Origin of the sequence: Bacillus sp. AK25 (assembly GCF_048270685.1) — a bacterium.
Classification (GTDB): Bacteria; Bacillota; Bacilli; order Bacillales; family Bacillaceae; genus Bacillus; species Bacillus altitudinis.
Genome location: NZ_JBLUWC010000001.1, coordinates 1,408,822 through 1,426,545 on the forward strand (window position 1 = coordinate 1,408,822; position 17,724 = coordinate 1,426,545).

The following is a 17,724-nucleotide window of genomic DNA, read 5'->3' on the forward strand; positions in this document are numbered from 1 at the left end:
TGCTTTTTTCTATCGAGATGAAAAGAGCCCGCTCTCTTCATCATATCGAATCGGTGATGTTTTAAACTCTGCTTTCGTTAATTCTGTTTGCATGGGTTCACAGATGGGAAGGCTGAACACCCTTGAAGCGCGAATATCAAGATCAAGGGCGGGATGTGAAAAGGAAGACAGTTTACTCACAAGTTGTACATCCAACTCTTTTTTTACAAGAGACAAGTACTGTTGTCCTTTCCTTGTCATTCCAAGTAAACGAATATAGGGCGCTTTTTTCTCTTCAAGCAGCTCGTGCATCGTCTTTTTCTTCACGTTCATTAATAGATGCGTATTCATCCGCTGTAACCTTGTCCACGTATATCGTTTTGTTTTGACAAGTGATAGATACTCCTCGTAGGAAGACGCATGTGTCATGGCTTTTTGCATGCGGTGTTCAATGCCTTCTTCAATTTCATAGATGCCCTCTAGTTCACTCGTATCCATTGTATGAAAAACATGTTTCAGAAAGCGAAAATAGGCTTCTTGCGTATGTAAAAGACCATATGAAGAATGATAGTCGTGTAATTGCTTTAAAGTAGCGTCCGGGAGGTAGGGCGTGACTGCTTGAAATGAGCTCTGTTCTTTTAATGCTTTTCGGATACTTGTGGCGCTTGCGATTTTTTGGTTGTCAGGCAGTTCTTCATCATGATAATCAGATGCAATTCTTTGAGACGTAAAAGGCTGCATGTGAGGAGCTCTCTCTAAGATGGCTTTAACATAATGAAAGCCTAAAATGTTATTTGGTTTGGACAAATCCAGTAAGTGTTCAGAATGAATGGCCTCTTGAAACGCACCTGCTGCTGCTGCGGGATAACTAAGACCTTCTTTCACCTTTTCTTTTGTTAAAAGATCAATCTCTGCCTTTTTTTTATGCCAAGCGTGTGCTGTGCGCTCAAATACGTTGATTTCTCCATCCTCACTGCCGAAAAAAAGAGAATGGCATTTTAATGCATCAAGGATGGACACAGCGCCATTGGCGAAGGTTTCTGCCTTTTGTACGGCATATATGTATGGAAGCTCACACACAATGTCTACGCCGTTTTGCAGTGCCATTTTTGTACGTGCCCATTTTGAGACGATGGCAGGCTCCCCGCGCTGGAGGAAAGAACCGCTCATGACGGCAATGGCAACATCTGAGGAGGTTTGTTTTTTCGCCTGATTCACATGATAGGCATGCCCATAATGAAATGGATTGTACTCGACAACGACTCCCACTGCTTTCAATAGATGTTCCGCCTTTCTTGCTATGGTTAAATGGTCTGTGCTACAGTAGCATAAGGGAAAAATGAAGACCATTTTTTTCAGTTTAGGCATTCCGAGAACTGATGTCAAACAGCCCTTTGACGTCATGAAGGACTGTAAAGAAAAAATATTGACAAATAGCATGATGAAAGCTATAATCATGTTTGTTGCTCTTAGAGGTGATACAATTGAAATGGACAGTTTATCAGTTACATCAAAAAGCTAAAAACAGCTTCGATTTTCATGAGACGGTTGACTTAAATGAACTTACTAGCCTTCATTCAGATATACGTCGTATTTCACCAGTAGAGGTGAAAGGGACTGGAGTGATCGAATCAAAGCAAGTCGCATTTGATTTAACCATCACAGGTGAAATGACATTGCCTTGTTCAAGAACGCTTGTTGATGTAAATTATCCATTTGCGATTTCAACAAAAGAACTATTTGTACTTCATAAGACAGACGATATAGAAGATGAAGACGTATCTGTTGTAGAAGACGATATCATCGACTTAACGCCTATAGTCAAGGAAGAAATTCTTCTTGAAGTGCCTATGCAAATCTTTTGCGACCAAGCTGATGTAAAAGGTGCTGCACCACAGGAAGGGAATGACTGGGCGGTCATTTCGGAAGATGCACATCAAAACCGAATTGATCCTCGTCTGGAAGGCTTGAAGAAGCTCTTAGAAGAAAATAATGAATCTTAACTCTTTAAGGAGGTGGGAATAATGGCTGTACCTTTTAGAAGAACTTCTAAAATGAAAAAAAGATTGCGTCGTACGCATTTCAAACTACAAGTACCTGGTATGGTAGCTTGCCCAGAATGCGGTGAAATGAAAATTTCTCATCGTGTCTGCAAATCTTGCGGAACATACAAAGGCAAAGACGTAAAAAGCAACTAATGCTTGATAAAAAAACGTGAGGGAATCTTCCCTTGCGTTTTTTTATTGATCTATTTTTTAGGTTTCTCTCCTGCAAATAGTCTATCTACTCTAGTAAGCGCATATGATGTGGTATTCAGATTCAGGGGGGATGATGAGTTGACGATTACACGGCAGGACGCATGGACACAAGATGAAGATTTACTTTTAGCAGAAGTTGTCTTAAGGCATATCCGAGATGGCGGTACCCAGCTTTCAGCATTTGAAGAGGTTGGAAAAGCATTGTCAAGAACAGCAGCAGCATGTGGATTCAGGTGGAATTCTTACGTCAGAAAGCAGTACCAGGCAGGCATTGAGCTTGCCAAAAAACAGCGAAAAGAACTGCGTAAAAAAATTGGTATCCATTCTTCGGGTTTACCGCAGCATGCGTTCACCATAGAAGAGAAGGCATCTTCTGATCAGACTGAACTGACGCTTCGAGAAGTAATTCGGTTTCTAGAGCAGCTTGAGAAAGAACCATCTGGTCCAGCTTATTTACGGGAGGAGCTTAAAGATGCACAGCATCAATTAAAATCACTCACCGAAGAAAATGAACAGCTGAAACGTCAATTAAAAATGACAGAAGAAGATTACCGGGCACTTATTGGTATTGTTGAAAGAGTCAAACAGAATATCAGCTTAAAAGATTACGCAAAATAAGAAAACGCCCCTCACAGATGGAAAGAGGGGCGTTTTCTTAATGATTAATGATTAAGCTGACTCACCTGTGTTCTTTTGAATATGAGCAGGCTCCCAAATGAGTGGGTTTTCTCCTTTATCGCGTTCCATATCATATTTCACCGCTTCAAAGCCCATTTTATCCCAAAAACCGGCAGATTTGACGCGTGGATTCGTTCGAATTGGAAGGCCAAAAGATTTTGCGAAATCAACAAGTGCTTCGCCGTATCCTTTACGCTGATATCCTGGCAGCACTTCTAGCTTCCACAGCTCTAGATAATCATGATTATGGTCAAAATACGTCGTCGTCGAGCCGTCTACTTGATAGAGGCTCATACGTGCCACAAGCTTATCTCCAAAGTATATCCCATAAAATGGAGAGTTGCTGTCATTTTCAATCATATTACTTTCTAGGTCTTCAAGCATGGAAAGTTCTTGTATGCCATATTCCTTAAATTGTTTAAATTCCTCTAATGTTTTGTAGTTAATCAGAAGACGTTTTACTTGTGTCATGTGATCTTCCCCCTTACACACATAATGTCGACAGTGATGTCATTGAAGGCGTTTTCATCCCATCCGCCTAAAAAGTTTTTACACTTATTATTATAGTTTTTTAATTAAAAAAATTCAATCATAGCGCGTTATCTGCTTTTTGCATCGTAGCACGAAACTGGTAAAATAGTTGATAACATGAAGTAAACAGAAAAAGGGAAGTGCGGCAATTGAAAATTGGAATCATTGGCGGTGGTGCGATTGGTCTGCTTTGTGCTAGTTATTTATCAGAGCATCATGACATTACCGTCTTTACAAGAAGAAAACAGCAGGCAGAAGAAATTCGAGCATTAGGCATTGAACGAATGGCAAGAGGGGAAACCATTCAATCAGCTGTTGGTGCCGATACGGGGGTCAAAGGAATATTTGATTTGCTGATTGTGACAGTGAAGTATCATCACCTGCAAGATGTTCTAGGGGAATTATCGGGACTGCCTCGTCATCGGATCTTATTTTTGCAGAACGGAATGGCCCACTTATTCGATTTAAAGAACTGGAAAGCGGCACATCAGTTATATATTGGTGTAGTAGAGCATGGCGCAATGAAGGTGTCTGATCGCGCAGTAAACCATACAGGAATTGGTGTCATCAAGTGGGGAGCATTTCTGCATGAGGAAAAAGGACCTATGAGTAATGGATTGTCATCGGACGATTTTCAAATGATTTATACAGATGAATGGAAAAAGATACTGGAGGAAAAACTGCTCGTCAATGTGTGTATTAATCCGTTGACGGCTTTATTACATGTGAATAATGGGGAATTGGTATCGAACCCATCATATGAACATATGATGACATGTGCATTTGAAGAAGCGGTTTCCATTCTACGGTTGCCTGAGAAAGATCGTCTATGGGCTCATGTGAAATCGATTTGCCATCAAACGGCTGCCAATCAATCGTCGATGCTGCAAGATATCGTCAAAGGCCGCCAAACTGAAAGAAAAGCAATCATTGGCTACCTTTTAAAAAAAGCTCAAGGTCAAGGGGTGACGCCGCCATTCCTCACTTTCTTGAATAGAAGCTTGGAAGTATTGGAAAAAAAGCAAACAAAATCTTTTGAGTGAGCTCATTTACATGCTATACTTTTTTCGGGAAACTAACTATTTATTGAAGAAAGGAAGTTCTAAACATGCAATTGACTGAACTTTCCATCCGAAGTCAGAATTTATTCATACGTGATTATATAGAAGAAAAAAAAGAGATGACTGCTTTTTTTGATTATGATATACATTCTGAGCACACATGGAAAAAGAGATACGACGATCTCATGGAAAGGAGCTTCCCGCGCGAGGCTTTAGCGGATTATATGAGCACATATCATGCAAAATTTGATTCGGCTGCGATGCGTGAGAATATTGAGAAGATCCGTGATGAACGGAGCGTCATGGTGGTTGGAGGACAGCAGGCAGGCTTACTGGCAGGTCCGCTTTATACCATACATAAAATTATTTCCATTATTCAGTTTGCCAAAGAAAAAGAATCAGCGCTTGGCGTTCCTGTTATTCCGGTCTTTTGGGTAGCGGGTGAAGATCACGATGTAGACGAAATTAACTTTGTGTACACGTCTGGCGAAAAAGGCCCAGTCAAACAAAAGCTTCCATTACATCATGTGAAAAAAACAGCTGCGAAAAGAACACCTCTCCACCAAGAGAAAACAGAGAGATGGCTTCGTGATGTATTTTCAACCTATGAGGAATCTGCTTACACAAATAACTTGTTTGATCAGCTTCTTCGATGTTTACGCAAATCAGAAACGTTTACTGATTTCTTTGAGTGGATTGTTTGCGATCTATTTGAAGAAGATGGACTCCTGTTATTGAATTCAGGAGACTTCGGCGTGAAGCCACTTGAACGTACGTTATTCAAGCAAATTGTGGAGTCGAGTGATGCGATCGTGGCTCACTTAAATAACACGCAGGCTGCCATGGAACAAGCGGGGTATCAGCCGATTATTGAAGCTGGTGACCATCAAGCCAACTTATTTTACGAATATGATGATGAGCGTTTCCTCATTGAACAAGATAATGGCCAATTTTCTATATCTGAAGTGGGGCTTACTTGGACAAAAGATGAGCTATTACAGGAAGTCGAGGAGCACCCAGAGCGGTTTAGCAATAATGTGGTGACCCGTCCATTGATGCAGGAAACCCTTCTTCCAACGCTTGCTTTTATGGCTGGACATGGTGAAGTGAACTATTGGGGTGAGCTGAAAGGCATCTTCGAGTACTTCGATGTCAAAATGGCACCCGTTCTTCCAAGACTGCACGTCACCATTCTTGAACGGCATATTGATAAGAAGCTGCCGATAAGAGAATTGTCGGTTGAAGAAGTGCTGACAAAAGGCGTGAAAGAAAAGAAGGATGCGCACTTTCAGCAAAGTCTTCCAGACAGCTTTGTTCAATCGGTTCAACATGCCAAACGTGAATTAGCGAATGTTCACGAGGCCATGAGACAAGAAGCGCTAGAGATCGAACCAAGCTTTGAACAGCTATTAGATAAAAATGCCAAATTTATAGAAGACCAGCTTCAATTTGTTTATCAAAAGGTTGCAAAGCGTGTGGAAGAGAAGGAAGGATACATCCTTCGAGATTTTGAACGGATTGAAAATAGTTTAAAACCACTCGAAGCACCACAAGAAAGAATTTGGAATATCATGTACTTTTTAAACAAATATGGTCCAGAATTCTTCAAAACGTTCAAAAATCTGCCATTTTCATTTCAAAACAAGCAACAAATTGTCAAACTTTGAAATAAAGTTTTAATGAACCCTGACTAGTTCAGGGTTTTTTTTTATGTAGAAACAGTGTAAAATAAGTTTTGTGGAGAGAAGTGGTGGATAGTGGAGAGTATGGGTGAGAAAGTGGGGCTCTGATATCATGTTCATGGGTGAATACCAACATACGATTGATACAAAAGGGCGCATGATCATCCCTGCTAAATTTAGAGACGGTCTTGGAGAACAGTTTGTGCTGACGAGAGGGCTTGATCAATGTTTATTTGGCTACCCTATGAGTGAGTGGAAACTAATTGAAGAGAAACTCAAAGCACTGCCGCTAACGAAAAAAGATGCACGTGCGTTTACCCGGTTCTTCTTCTCCGGCGCAGTTGAATGTGATCTGGACAAGCAGGGGCGCATTAACATCGCATCCAACCTACTCCAATATGCAAAACTCGAAAAAGAATGTGTGGTCATCGGCGTTTCAAATCGAATTGAGTTGTGGAGTAAGTCGATCTGGGAACAATATACAGAAGAGCAAGAAGATTCTTTTGCTGAAATTGCTGAAAACATGATTGGATTTGATATATAATAATCCCTTGTGCAGCAAGCTTTCTACACATTCATTTCTATTTGAAAAAGGTGGGACCATATCATCATGTTTCAACATGAGACAGTATTATTAAAAGAAACAGTTGACGGTTTAAACGTCAAAGAAGACGGTACATATGTGGACTGCACGCTAGGCGGCGCAGGTCATAGCTCATATTTACTATCTCAATTATCAGAAAAAGGTACATTAATTGGGTTTGACCAAGACGATGCTGCACTGGATCATGCACGAGAGAAGCTCGCACATGTTAAAGCGAACATTCTTTTCATAAAAAGCAACTTCCGATATTTAAAAGAACGTCTGAATGAACAAGGAATTACAAGCGTAGACGGTGTGATTTTTGATCTTGGGGTTTCATCACCTCAGCTTGACACACCAGAGAGAGGCTTTAGTTATCACCATGATGCACCTCTTGACATGCGAATGGATCAAACCGCTGCTTTGTCGGCAAAACAAGTGGTGAATGAATGGCCATTTGAAGATCTAGTTCGGATTTTCTACAAATATGGGGAAGAAAAATTCAGCAAGCAAATCGCACGCAAAATTGAAGAAGCCAGAAAAAAAGCGCCAATTGAAACAACAGGTGAGCTTGTCGACATTATTAAAGAAGGAATTCCCGCACCTGCAAGACGAAAAGGCGGACATCCAGCGAAAAGAGTATTTCAAGCGATCCGAATTGCCGTAAATGACGAATTGAAAGTATTTGAAGAAGCACTAGAACAAGCAATAGAGTTACTCAATCCGAAGGGGAGAATTTCTGTCATTACATTCCATTCACTTGAAGATCGGATTTGTAAAAGTACATTTAAAGAAATGTCTTCTCTTCCAGAACTTCCGCACGGACTGCCAGTAATTCCAGAAGGACTTGAACCAAAACTGAAGCTGATCACGAGAAAACCAATCGTTGCATCAGAACAAGAGCTGGAATATAACAACCGTGCCCGTTCAGCGAAGCTCCGAATTGCAGAAAAAAAGTAAACGACACCATAGATGATGATAAAAAGGAGGTTTCTTATGAGTAATTTGGCTTACCAAAGAGAAGTAAAGCAACATCAAACCGAGCAACAAGGTCAATCGGTTGTGATTAGAAGAAGAGGTTCTATTACACTTGGTGAAAAAATCTTACTTGTCATGTTTGTCATGGCTCTCATGTGCAGCTCGATCCTCATCATTTCGAAAGCCTTTGCTGTTTATCACGCAAATATCGAAGTGCAGAAACTAGAACAGCAAGTGTCTTTAGAATCGAAAAAGATCACTGAACTGCAAAAGCAAAAAGATTTACTAAGTGAACCAGAGAGAATCATTGAAGCCGCTAAAAAAGCAGGCTTAAGCATGTCGAAAGATGTTAAGAAGGTCGATTAACATGGCGATGCCTAAAAAGAATAAAATGATGAACAGAGGCGCGGCAATTGCGAGTATTTGCTTCGCCCTGTTTTTCTTTATCATCCTTGCACGTTTTATTTATATTCAGATTACGGGAACCGTCGATGGACAAGTGTTAGCTGCAAAAGCCAATGAACAATATCAATCGAAAAAAACACTTGAAGCCAAAAGAGGCTCCATTTTAGACAGAAACGGAAATGTGATTGCGGAAGATACATCTGTGTATAAACTGATTGCGATCATAAGCAAGAAAATGACGGTCGATCCAAAGCATCCGATGCATGTCGTTGACAAAGAAAAGACAGCAAAAGAGCTGTCAAAAGTCATTGATATGAGTGAGAGTGAAATTTTAAAGCGTCTGAATACAAAAGATGCGTTCCAAGTCGAGTTTGGTAAAGCCGGAAAGGATATTAGTTTTTCAACTAAGGAAAAAATTGAAAAGCTAAAACTTCCTGGGATCGCCTTTGAAAAAGATACAAAGAGGTATTATCCAAACGGCATGTTTGCTTCGAACTTAATCGGTTATGCTAGATTAGATGAAGCCACGAAGGACATGTCAGGCGCAATGGGTCTAGAAAAGGCTCTGAATAAATATCTGAAAGAAAAAGATGGCTATGTAACATATAACAGCGACAGAAGCGGATGGGCACTTCCGAATAGTAAAGAAGACATCGTTGCCCCGAAAGACGGGAAAAACGTCACACTGACCATCGACCAAAAAATTCAAGCATTTCTTGAAGAAAGTATGACGCAGGTCGCTAAAAAATATAAGCCGAAGAAAATCATTGCGACAGTCGTTGATCCGAAAACTGGAAGAGTTCTTGCAATGGGACAGCGGCCAAGCTTTAATTTAAATGAACTCGACATTACGAATTATAACAACGATGTCATTTCTTATGCATTTGAACCAGGTTCAACGATGAAAATTTTTACACTCGCTGCTGCTATCCAAGAAGGAGTGTACCAAGGCAGCGACAAGTATCAGTCTGGTACTTATAAAGTAGGCGGCGGTCTTGTAAGAGACCATAACAACGGAAATGGCTGGGGGAAAATTGATTTTCATGAAGGTGTTCTACGTTCTTCAAACGTAGCTTTTGCGAAATTGGCAAAAGAAAAATTAGGTTTCACACGCTACGAACAATACTTGCAAAAATTCCATTTCTATGACAAAACAGGCATAGACTTGCCGAACGAAGCGTCTAGTAAAATCAATTTCAGATACGAATATGACAAAGCATCGACTGCTTATGGTCAGGCGTCCGCGATTACCCCAATTCAGCAAATTGAAGCGGCGACAGCCATTGCCAACGGTGGAACGATGATGAAGCCATATGTAATTGATCATATTACAGACCCGAACACAAACAAAACAATTTTACAGCACGAACCAACAGTAGCAGGAAAACCAATTTCTTCTGATACAGCGAAGCAAGTCCGTGACATTTTAGGTGAGGTCGTTTCCTCAAAAATTGGCACAGGACAGCCATATCAAATCAAAGGTTTTGATGTCGCTGGGAAAACGGGTACAGGACAAATTGGCGGTGCTGGCGGCTACCTTCAAGGGAGAAACGATTACGTCTTTTCATTTATGGGAATGGCACCAAAAGATGATCCGAAGCTGCTCGTTTATGTGGCTGTCCAACAGCCTCAGCTATCTGAAACACAAACAGGCTCAGCCCCTGTTTCAGAAATCTTTAACCCTGTGATGAAAAATAGTTTGCTCTATTTAAATATCGCACCAACAAAAACAGACGATAAAAAATCTGGCAAACAGAAAATAAAACAAGAAACAATGCCGTCATTCCTAGATTTAGAAGTGAAACAGGCAGAAACAGAAGCAAAAAACAAAAAGTTATCACCTGTTGTCATTGGTGACGGTCTATCCATTAAACGCCAATGGCCGAATGCGGGCTCTGAATTCTCTGAAAGCCAGAAAGTCTTTTTGAAAACAGCAGGGAAAACCATTAAAATGCCTGATATGACAGGCTGGTCCAGAAGGGAAGTTCTTCAATATGCGTCTATTTCAGGTGTGCATATTGAAACAAATGGACAGGGATATGCTGTCAAACAAAGCGTGAAAAGTGGAGCGGAGATTTCAGATAAAGTCGTCACAGTGACCTTCAAAAGTCCAAATTAACTTGAAAACCTAGCAAATCATTTGCTAGGTTTTTTTCTTTTGCTTGAGCGATGGACGAGATCGTTCTATAAAAAGACGAGCCTGCATATGATGAAAACAAGCCATATGTAAGGAGTGAACCGGGCGTGCGAGTGTCAAGTGTAACAGTGAGAAAACGATTGCTTTTCGTGCTGCTGTTTGGGGTGATCATTTTTTTCATCATAGATACTAGATTAGGATATGTGCAGTTTATTATGGGCGAGAAGCTGACAAGTTTAGCGAAAGATTCATGGAGCCGTAACCTCCCATTTGAACCAGAACGAGGAGATATTTTGGATCGAAATGGGGTGGAGCTTGCGACGAACAAAAGTGCTCCCTCTATTTTAGTCGTGCCACGGCAGGTGAAAGACCCAGCAGAAACAAGCAAAAAATTAGCAGCAGTGCTGAATATGTCTGAAGAGAAAGCGTACAAGCATGTCACCAAGAAAACGTCTATAGAACGAATTTCCCCAGAGGGGAGAAAAGTATCTCATGAAAAAGCAAAAGAAGTCAGAGAGCTTGATTTAGATGGAGTCTATGTAGCAGAGGACAGCATCAGACATTACCCGTTTGGAAGTTTCTTATCTCATGTATTAGGTTTTGCTGGAATTGATAATCAAGGCTTACTTGGGCTAGAAGCGTACTATGATGATGACCTAAAAGGTGAAAAAGGCTCTGTGAAATTTTATTCTGATGCAAAAGGGCAGAAAATGCCAGATGAAGCAGATGATTATACACCGCCTAAAGATGGGCTTGATATGAAATTAACCGTTGATTCAAAAGTGCAAACCATCATCGAACGAGAACTAGACAATGCTCAGGCAAAATATAACCCAGATGGCATGATTGCCATTGCCATGAATCCGAAAAATGGTGAGGTGCTGGGAATGTCGAGCAGACCTGACTTTGATCCGGCTGACTATCAATCAGTTGATTCAAAAGTATTTAACCGAAACTTACCGGTGTGGAGCACATATGAGCCAGGATCGACGTTTAAAATCATTACACTGGCAGCTGCCCTGGAAGAAAATAAAGTAAATTTAAAACGTGATCATTTTTTTGACAGCGGATCTGTGACAGTGGATGGCGCAAGGCTCAGGTGCTGGAAAAAGGGAGGACATGGATCACAGTCGTTTCTAGAAGTGGTACAAAACTCTTGTAACCCAGGATTTGTCGAGCTAGGCGACCGTCTTGGAAAAGATAAATTATTTTCTTATATTAAAAATTTCGGCTTTGGTCAAAAGACAGGAATCGACCTTCAAGGAGAAGGTAGAGGAATTTTGTTCCCGCTTGATCGTGTTGGTCCTGTAGAACAGGCAACAACAGCCTTTGGTCAAGGTGTATCTGTTACGCCGATTCAACAAGTAGCTGCAGTGGCAGCCGCAGTAAATGGAGGAACGCTTTACACGCCGTATATTGCAAAAGAATGGATCGATCCAATTACAAAAGAGGTAGTGAAAAAGCAATCACCAATTGCCAAGAAGAAAGTCATTTCAGCGGAGACGTCTAAAGAAATCAGGTATGCCCTTGAAAGTGTAGTCGCTCAAGGAACTGGCCGGAATGCATTCGTTGAAGGATATCGGGTGGGCGGAAAAACAGGAACAGCACAGAAAGTAAAAGACGGAAAGTACATGGAAAATAACCACATTGTGTCATTTATCGGGTTTGCACCTGCGGATGATCCAAGCATTGTTGTATATGTAGCAGTAGATAACCCAAAAGGCACGATTCAATTTGGAGGGACAGTAGCAGCACCTATTGTGGGCCATATTATGCGAGACAGTCTGCCTGAAATGGGCGTGAAAAAAAGAAAAGGACAAATTGAAAAGAAGTACCAATGGCTGGACACAAAAACCATTGAGGTACCGAATCTTGTAGGAGGATCTGTTTCTGACCTTGAATCACTCTTGATTAATCTAAAGATTGATGCTTCAGGAACTGGCAGTAAAGTGGTGAAGCAATCGCCTGCTGCCGGCACAAAGGTCAAAGAAGGTTCCACGATCCGATTATACTTAAATGATGAATAATAAAGAATGAACAGAGGGTAGCCGCACTCATTCGGCTGCCTCTTTTTGTTGAAAGAGAAGGGTCGCTTTAAAAAAAGAGCATAAAGTGTGCTTTTTCCAAGAGAAACTTAAGGAATACGCTGGATGTATCCTTTTTTTTACGATAAAATATAGACTGTGTGTTTTTTTTACAAGACATGCACGTGAACGAATTTGAGAGGTTTGATATGAAATGAAATTACAAGAACTCCTTACATACTTTAAAAGTGAAAACAATGAACTGATAAACGAAAATCCGGAGATTACTTCCATTGAAATGGATTCAAGAGAAGTGAAAAAAGGGAGTCTTTTTGTCTGTATAAAAGGCTATACAGTAGATGGACATGATTACGCTGAAAAAGCAGTGAAAAGCGGGGCTGCAGCGATTGTAGCAGAACACCCAATTCACATAACAGATGTACCAGTCATTATTGTAAAACACTCTCAAAGAGCACTTGCAAGAATAGCAGATGCTTTTTACGAACAGCCAACTCATAAACTCAATCTAATTGGTATTACAGGAACGAACGGGAAAACGTCCACAACACACATGATTGAGCAAATCATGAGAAAAGCCGATAAAAAAACAGGTTTAATCGGTACGATGTATATGAAGGTAAACGATGAAATTCTCGAAGTGAAAAACACAACACCTGAGAGTGTCACCCTTCAGAAGACCTTTAAGCAGATGCTTGATCAAGACGTAGATACGGCCATTATGGAAGTATCATCACATGCTTTGCATCTTGGACGTGTTCATGGATGTGATTATGATATTGCCGTCTTTACAAATCTTACCCAAGATCATCTGGACTACCACAACACAATGGAAGAATATAAACATGCAAAAAGCTTGCTCTTTTCCCAGCTCGGAAGTGCCTTTCAGCATGATAAGCCGAAGCATGCCATTTTAAATGCAGATGATGAAGCGTCTAGTTATTTTGAAAAAGTCACAGCTGCTGAAATTATGACGTATGGCTTAGAGCAAGAAGCAGATGTAATGGCAAAGAACATTCAAATCAAACCAAAGGGAACACAATTTGATTTGATCACCCCAATCGGCACAAAAAATGTGACGGTTGCCCTTATTGGGAAATTCAATGTGTATAACATTTTAGCAGCTGTATCAGTAGGAATTGTATCAGGCTTAACGTTTGAAACGATCGTTAGTGCCATTGAAGAACTTGAGGGAGTCAAAGGAAGATTCGAACTTGTGAATTTTGATCAAGACTTCCCAGTCATCGTTGATTACGCGCACACACCTGACAGTTTAGAAAATGTACTGACTACGTGCAGAGAATTAACAAAAGGTAGAATTTTCTGTGTAGTTGGCTGCGGGGGCGACCGTGATAAAACCAAGCGCCCTCAGATGGCCCAAATCGCTGTGAAATATGCAGATGAGCCTGTTTTTACATCAGATAATCCAAGAAGTGAAGATCCATCAGCCATTTTGAAAGACATGGAAAATGGCGTGCCAAACGCCTATTATCACAGCTTTGTGAACCGGAAACAGGCCATCTTTTTTGCCATTGCTAATGCAAAAAAGGGCGATACAGTCTTAATAGCTGGAAAAGGCCATGAGACGTACCAAATCATTGGTGATCAAGTCTATGACTTTGATGATGCCAAGGTGGCAGCGGACGCTATTTTAGATCTAAACAAATCTTAAAAATGATGAAAAGAGTGTAATGAAATGAAGCATTTTGTACAAAAACAACATACGAAAGACACGAATGAATATCATAATAATGAATGCTATTTTCTAATGGAAAACGGCTTTGGAAATTCGGAAGGAGTAAAGAACAATGCTTGAACAGGTGATATTGTTTACAATCATAATGGGATTTTTAATCAGTGTTCTTTTATCCCCGATTTTTATTCCGTTTTTAAGAAGGCTTAAATTTGGTCAAAGTATTAGAGAAGAAGGACCTCAGTCTCACCAAAAGAAATCTGGTACCCCAACAATGGGTGGAATTATGATTATCTTTTCTATTACAATTACAACGATCGTGATGATTAACAAATTCTCTGAGATTAGTCCAGAAATGTTTTTATTGTTATTTGTCACCCTTGGCTACGGATTATTAGGATTTTTAGATGATTATATTAAAGTAGCGATGAAGCGAAATCTTGGCTTAACATCGAAACAAAAACTAATCGGGCAAATTGTGATTGCTGTGATTTTCTATGCAGTCTTCCATTATTATGAGTTTGCAACGACTATTCGCATTCCAGGAACAGATGTCAGCTTTGACTTAGGATGGGCATACTTTATCCTCGTCGTTTTCATGCTTGTCGGTGGTTCTAATGCGGTAAACCTTACGGATGGACTTGATGGTTTATTATCTGGAACAGCTGCTATTGCATTCGGAGCTTTTGCTATATTGGCTTGGAATCAATCTCAGTATGATGTGGCGATCTTTTCGGTAGCAGTAGCAGGCGCTGTCCTTGGGTTCCTTGTCTTTAATGCGCATCCTGCAAAAGTATTTATGGGTGATACGGGATCGCTTGCTTTAGGCGGTGCCATAGTGGCCATTGCCATTTTAACGAAACTTGAGATTTTACTCGTCATTATTGGAGGAGTATTTGTTGTTGAAACGTTATCCGTTATCCTTCAAGTCATCTCCTTTAAAACAACTGGAAAAAGAATCTTTAAAATGAGCCCGCTTCACCACCACTATGAGTTAGTTGGCTGGTCTGAGTGGAGAGTAGTTGTCACCTTCTGGACAGCTGGTTTATTGCTTGCTGTTTTAGGAATTTACATCGAGGTGTGGTTATAATTGAATAGGATGCAAATGTTAAAAGACGAACATGTACTAGTACTAGGCCTTGCAAAAAGCGGATATGCGGCAGCCTCAATTCTTCACGAGCACGGAATAAACGTGACGGTCAATGACCAAAAAGCTTTTGAAGAAAACGAGCCTGCTCAGTTACTTTCTGAAAAGGGGATTGATGTCATTTGTGGCAGTCATCCTCTTCGTGTGTTCGACGATAAAGAAATTACGATTTTAATTAAGAACCCTGGAATTCCTTATGAGAATGTGATGGTTCAAGAGGCGCTTCGTCGAAAAATTCCAGTTTGGACTGAAATAGAATTGGCGTATCATTTGACCTCATCTCCTTTTATTGGGATTACCGGATCAAATGGAAAAACGACCACGACTACTTTGATTTATGAAATGTTGAAAAAAGACAGCCAAAAAACATTGGTAGCAGGTAATATCGGAACGGTCGCAAGTGAAGTTGCCGCGCGTGCAGCGGGCGATGAATGGATCGTAACTGAGCTCTCTTCATTTCAGTTAATGGGAACCGTTGAATTCAGACCTAAAATCAGCTTAATATTAAATATTTTTGACGCACATTTAGACTATCATCACACGCGTGAAGAATACGAAAAAGCAAAACAGAAAGTGTATGCACATCAACTGGAAGATGACATAGCTGTGGTTAACCTAGATGATCCATCTGTTGTCAAACTAGCAGAAGATTCGAAAGCGCAAAAAGTGTTTTTCTCAGTTAAAGAGCCGGTAGCACATGGAGCGTTTATTAAAGATGGTGCCATCTACTATATGAATGAACATGTCATTGACCTAAAGGATGTTGTTCTTCCTGGTGAGCATAACCAAGAAAATATTCTAGCAGCTATTTGTGTTGTAAAAAATGCAGGTTGCTCAAACGAAGCGATTGCGCAAGTTCTTACTACATTTAGTGGAGTGAAGCATCGTTTGCAATTTGTGGAGACGATTCAAAATAGAAAATTTTATAATGACAGTAAAGCGACCAATATACTGGCAACAAGTAAAGCTTTGTCTGCCTTCAAGCAGCCGACCATTTTACTAGCAGGTGGACTGGATCGTGGCAATGAATTTGATGAATTAAAACCTTTTATGAAGAATGTAAAAGGAATGATTACATTTGGTGAGACTGCGCCTAAGTTTGTGAAGCTTGGTGAAGAGCTGGGAATACATCACGTAAAACATGTCGATAATGTTGAACAAGCAGTACCTGCGGCGTTTAGCATATCTGAAGAAGAAGACGTAATTTTATTGTCTCCAGCTTGTGCAAGTTGGGATCAGCATAAAACATTTGAAGAACGTGGAGACATGTTTGTAAACGCCGTGCATATGCTTAAATAAGGGCTTGTCTCTCATATGACTGACAGCCCAAATGAAATTATGCTTGGGGTGTCGGTCTCTTGACGAATAAGAAAACTTCTCCGGATTTTTTGCTTGTTGTCATTACGTTACTTTTATTGACGATTGGTTTAATTATGGTGTACAGCGCAAGTGCTGTGTGGGCATCGTATAAATTTGATGATTCGTTTTATTTTGCAAAAAGACAGCTTTTGTTTGCCGGAATCGGAGTTATCGCAATGTTTTTCATTATGCGGGTCGATTATTGGACGTGGCGGACTTGGTCAAAGATACTGATTGCAGTGTGTTTTCTCCTCCTCGTGCTTGTCTTGATTCCTGGTATCGGTATGGAGAGAAATGGTTCAAGAAGCTGGATTGGTGTCGGTGCGTTTAGTATTCAGCCCTCTGAATTTATGAAGCTTGCGATGATTGCGTTTCTTGCAAAATTCTTATCTGAAAAACAAAAGAATATCACATCCTTTCGTAAAGGTTTTGCCCCAGCACTAGGCATTGTGTTTTCTGCATTTGCTATCATTATGCTACAGCCGGACCTCGGTACAGGAACGGTTATGGTTGGAACCTGTATTATTATGATATTTGTTTCAGGTGCGAGAATCGCTCACTTTATCTTTCTCGGTCTTTTAGGGCTTAGCGGATTTGCCGCACTTGTCTTATCAGCACCCTATCGAATAAAACGAATTACATCTTATTTAAATCCTTGGGAGGATCCACTTGGCAGCGGGTTTCAAATTATTCAATCCTTATACGCTGTCGGTCCAGGCGGTCTGTTTGGAATGGGGCTAGGTCAGAGTAGACAAAAATTCTTCTATTTGCCTGAGCCTCAAACAGACTTTATCTTTGCTATATTGTCTGAAGAACTTGGATTTATAGGTGGATCACTCATTTTGCTGCTCTTTAGTGTTCTATTGTGGAGAGGCATTAGAATAGCCCTCGGGGCCCCAGATTTATATGGAAGTTTCTTGGCAGTGGGTATCATCTCAATGGTTGCCATTCAAGTAATGATTAATATCGCAGTTGTCACTGGTCTCATCCCTGTGACGGGCATCACACTCCCATTCTTAAGTTATGGCGGTTCATCACTGACATTAATGCTGATGGCAATTGGCGTACTTTTGAATGTAAGCAGGTATGCTAGATATTAATGTGCTGATAGTTCATGAAACCATATAGACTTTTATTTTGCAAAAGTATGAAAAAATGATTTGAAGAGTGAAAATGGCAGTTTCTGTTTCG

Annotated in this window: 16 protein-coding genes; 14 read left to right on the forward strand and 2 right to left on the reverse strand. The window is 40.5% G+C overall.

The features are described from left to right. Positions 1 to 9: 9 nt before the first annotated feature. Entirely contained in the window at positions 10 to 1,257 is a 1,248-nt protein-coding gene (locus ACNO7B_RS07310) for a nucleotidyltransferase (RefSeq protein WP_417901358.1), read from the reverse strand. 206 nt (positions 1,258 to 1,463) lie between these two features. On the opposite strand from ACNO7B_RS07310, the gene ACNO7B_RS07315 reads away from it, so the two are divergent. From ACNO7B_RS07315 to gerR, 3 genes are all read left to right on the forward strand, one after another. Next, positions 1,464 to 1,982: a YceD family protein gene (locus ACNO7B_RS07315; protein WP_008345010.1), complete on the forward strand. Its 519-nt coding sequence runs from the start codon at positions 1,464 to 1,466 to the stop codon at positions 1,980 to 1,982. A 21-nt stretch (positions 1,983 to 2,003) separates the two neighbouring features. Next, on the forward strand, positions 2,004 to 2,177 hold the full coding sequence (gene rpmF / locus ACNO7B_RS07320; protein ID WP_008354700.1) for a 50S ribosomal protein L32: 174 nt from the start codon (positions 2,004 to 2,006) through the stop codon (positions 2,175 to 2,177). Positions 2,178 to 2,315: 138 nt separating this feature from the next. Next, the gene (gene gerR / locus ACNO7B_RS07325) at positions 2,316 to 2,855 is read left to right on the forward strand and encodes a sporulation-specific transcriptional regulator GerR (protein WP_017359370.1); all 540 of its coding nucleotides are present in this window, start codon (positions 2,316 to 2,318) and stop codon (positions 2,853 to 2,855) included. Between the two features lie 51 nt (positions 2,856 to 2,906). Here the strand turns inward: gerR and ACNO7B_RS07330 are convergent, their stop codons facing one another. Further along, positions 2,907 to 3,386 (reverse strand): N-acetyltransferase, encoded by a 480-nt coding sequence (locus ACNO7B_RS07330; RefSeq protein ID WP_007499784.1) that lies wholly within the window; start codon positions 3,384 to 3,386, stop codon positions 2,907 to 2,909. A gap of 209 nt (positions 3,387 to 3,595) precedes the next feature. Between ACNO7B_RS07330 and ACNO7B_RS07335 the strand changes: the two genes are divergently transcribed. The 11 genes from ACNO7B_RS07335 (at position 3,596) to spoVE (ending at position 17,633) form a co-directional block, all read left to right on the forward strand. Beyond that, positions 3,596 to 4,489 carry a 2-dehydropantoate 2-reductase gene (locus ACNO7B_RS07335; RefSeq protein ID WP_366968574.1) on the forward strand — a complete coding sequence of 298 codons (894 nt, stop codon included), beginning with the start codon at positions 3,596 to 3,598 and terminating at the stop codon, positions 4,487 to 4,489. 65 nt (positions 4,490 to 4,554) lie between these two features. Beyond that, positions 4,555 to 6,174, forward strand: a complete 1,620-nt coding sequence (bshC, locus tag ACNO7B_RS07340) for a bacillithiol biosynthesis cysteine-adding enzyme BshC (RefSeq protein WP_417901359.1) — start codon at positions 4,555 to 4,557, stop codon at positions 6,172 to 6,174. A 127-nt stretch (positions 6,175 to 6,301) separates the two neighbouring features. Continuing rightward, a complete protein-coding gene (gene mraZ / locus ACNO7B_RS07345) occupies positions 6,302 to 6,733 on the forward strand; it encodes a division/cell wall cluster transcriptional repressor MraZ (RefSeq protein WP_003211163.1) in 432 nt (143 codons plus the stop codon). Positions 6,734 to 6,799: 66 nt separating this feature from the next. Continuing rightward, positions 6,800 to 7,732 (forward strand): 16S rRNA (cytosine(1402)-N(4))-methyltransferase RsmH, encoded by a 933-nt coding sequence (gene rsmH, locus ACNO7B_RS07350; RefSeq protein WP_007499781.1) that lies wholly within the window; start codon positions 6,800 to 6,802, stop codon positions 7,730 to 7,732. Positions 7,733 to 7,768: 36 nt separating this feature from the next. Then, positions 7,769 to 8,116, forward strand: coding sequence for a cell division protein FtsL (ftsL, locus tag ACNO7B_RS07355; protein WP_025207292.1), 348 nt, complete (start codon positions 7,769 to 7,771; stop codon positions 8,114 to 8,116). A 7-nt stretch (positions 8,117 to 8,123) separates the two neighbouring features. Continuing rightward, positions 8,124 to 10,274 (forward strand): penicillin-binding protein, encoded by a 2,151-nt coding sequence (locus ACNO7B_RS07360; protein WP_417901852.1) that lies wholly within the window; start codon positions 8,124 to 8,126, stop codon positions 10,272 to 10,274. A gap of 125 nt (positions 10,275 to 10,399) precedes the next feature. Further along, a complete protein-coding gene (locus ACNO7B_RS07365) occupies positions 10,400 to 12,319 on the forward strand; it encodes a stage V sporulation protein D (protein ID WP_017359366.1) in 1,920 nt (639 codons plus the stop codon). A gap of 211 nt (positions 12,320 to 12,530) precedes the next feature. After that, entirely contained in the window at positions 12,531 to 14,006 is a 1,476-nt protein-coding gene (locus tag ACNO7B_RS07370) for a UDP-N-acetylmuramoyl-L-alanyl-D-glutamate--2,6-diaminopimelate ligase (RefSeq protein WP_417901360.1), read from the forward strand. A gap of 136 nt (positions 14,007 to 14,142) precedes the next feature. Next, on the forward strand, positions 14,143 to 15,117 hold the full coding sequence (gene mraY / locus ACNO7B_RS07375; RefSeq protein WP_007499771.1) for a phospho-N-acetylmuramoyl-pentapeptide-transferase: 975 nt from the start codon (positions 14,143 to 14,145) through the stop codon (positions 15,115 to 15,117). Between the two features lie 9 nt (positions 15,118 to 15,126). Continuing rightward, the gene (murD, locus tag ACNO7B_RS07380) at positions 15,127 to 16,473 is read left to right on the forward strand and encodes a UDP-N-acetylmuramoyl-L-alanine--D-glutamate ligase (protein WP_370648319.1); all 1,347 of its coding nucleotides are present in this window, start codon (positions 15,127 to 15,129) and stop codon (positions 16,471 to 16,473) included. A gap of 59 nt (positions 16,474 to 16,532) precedes the next feature. Beyond that, positions 16,533 to 17,633, forward strand: a complete 1,101-nt coding sequence (spoVE, locus tag ACNO7B_RS07385) for a stage V sporulation protein E (RefSeq protein WP_007499768.1) — start codon at positions 16,533 to 16,535, stop codon at positions 17,631 to 17,633. Positions 17,634 to 17,724: the final 91 nt, after the last annotated feature.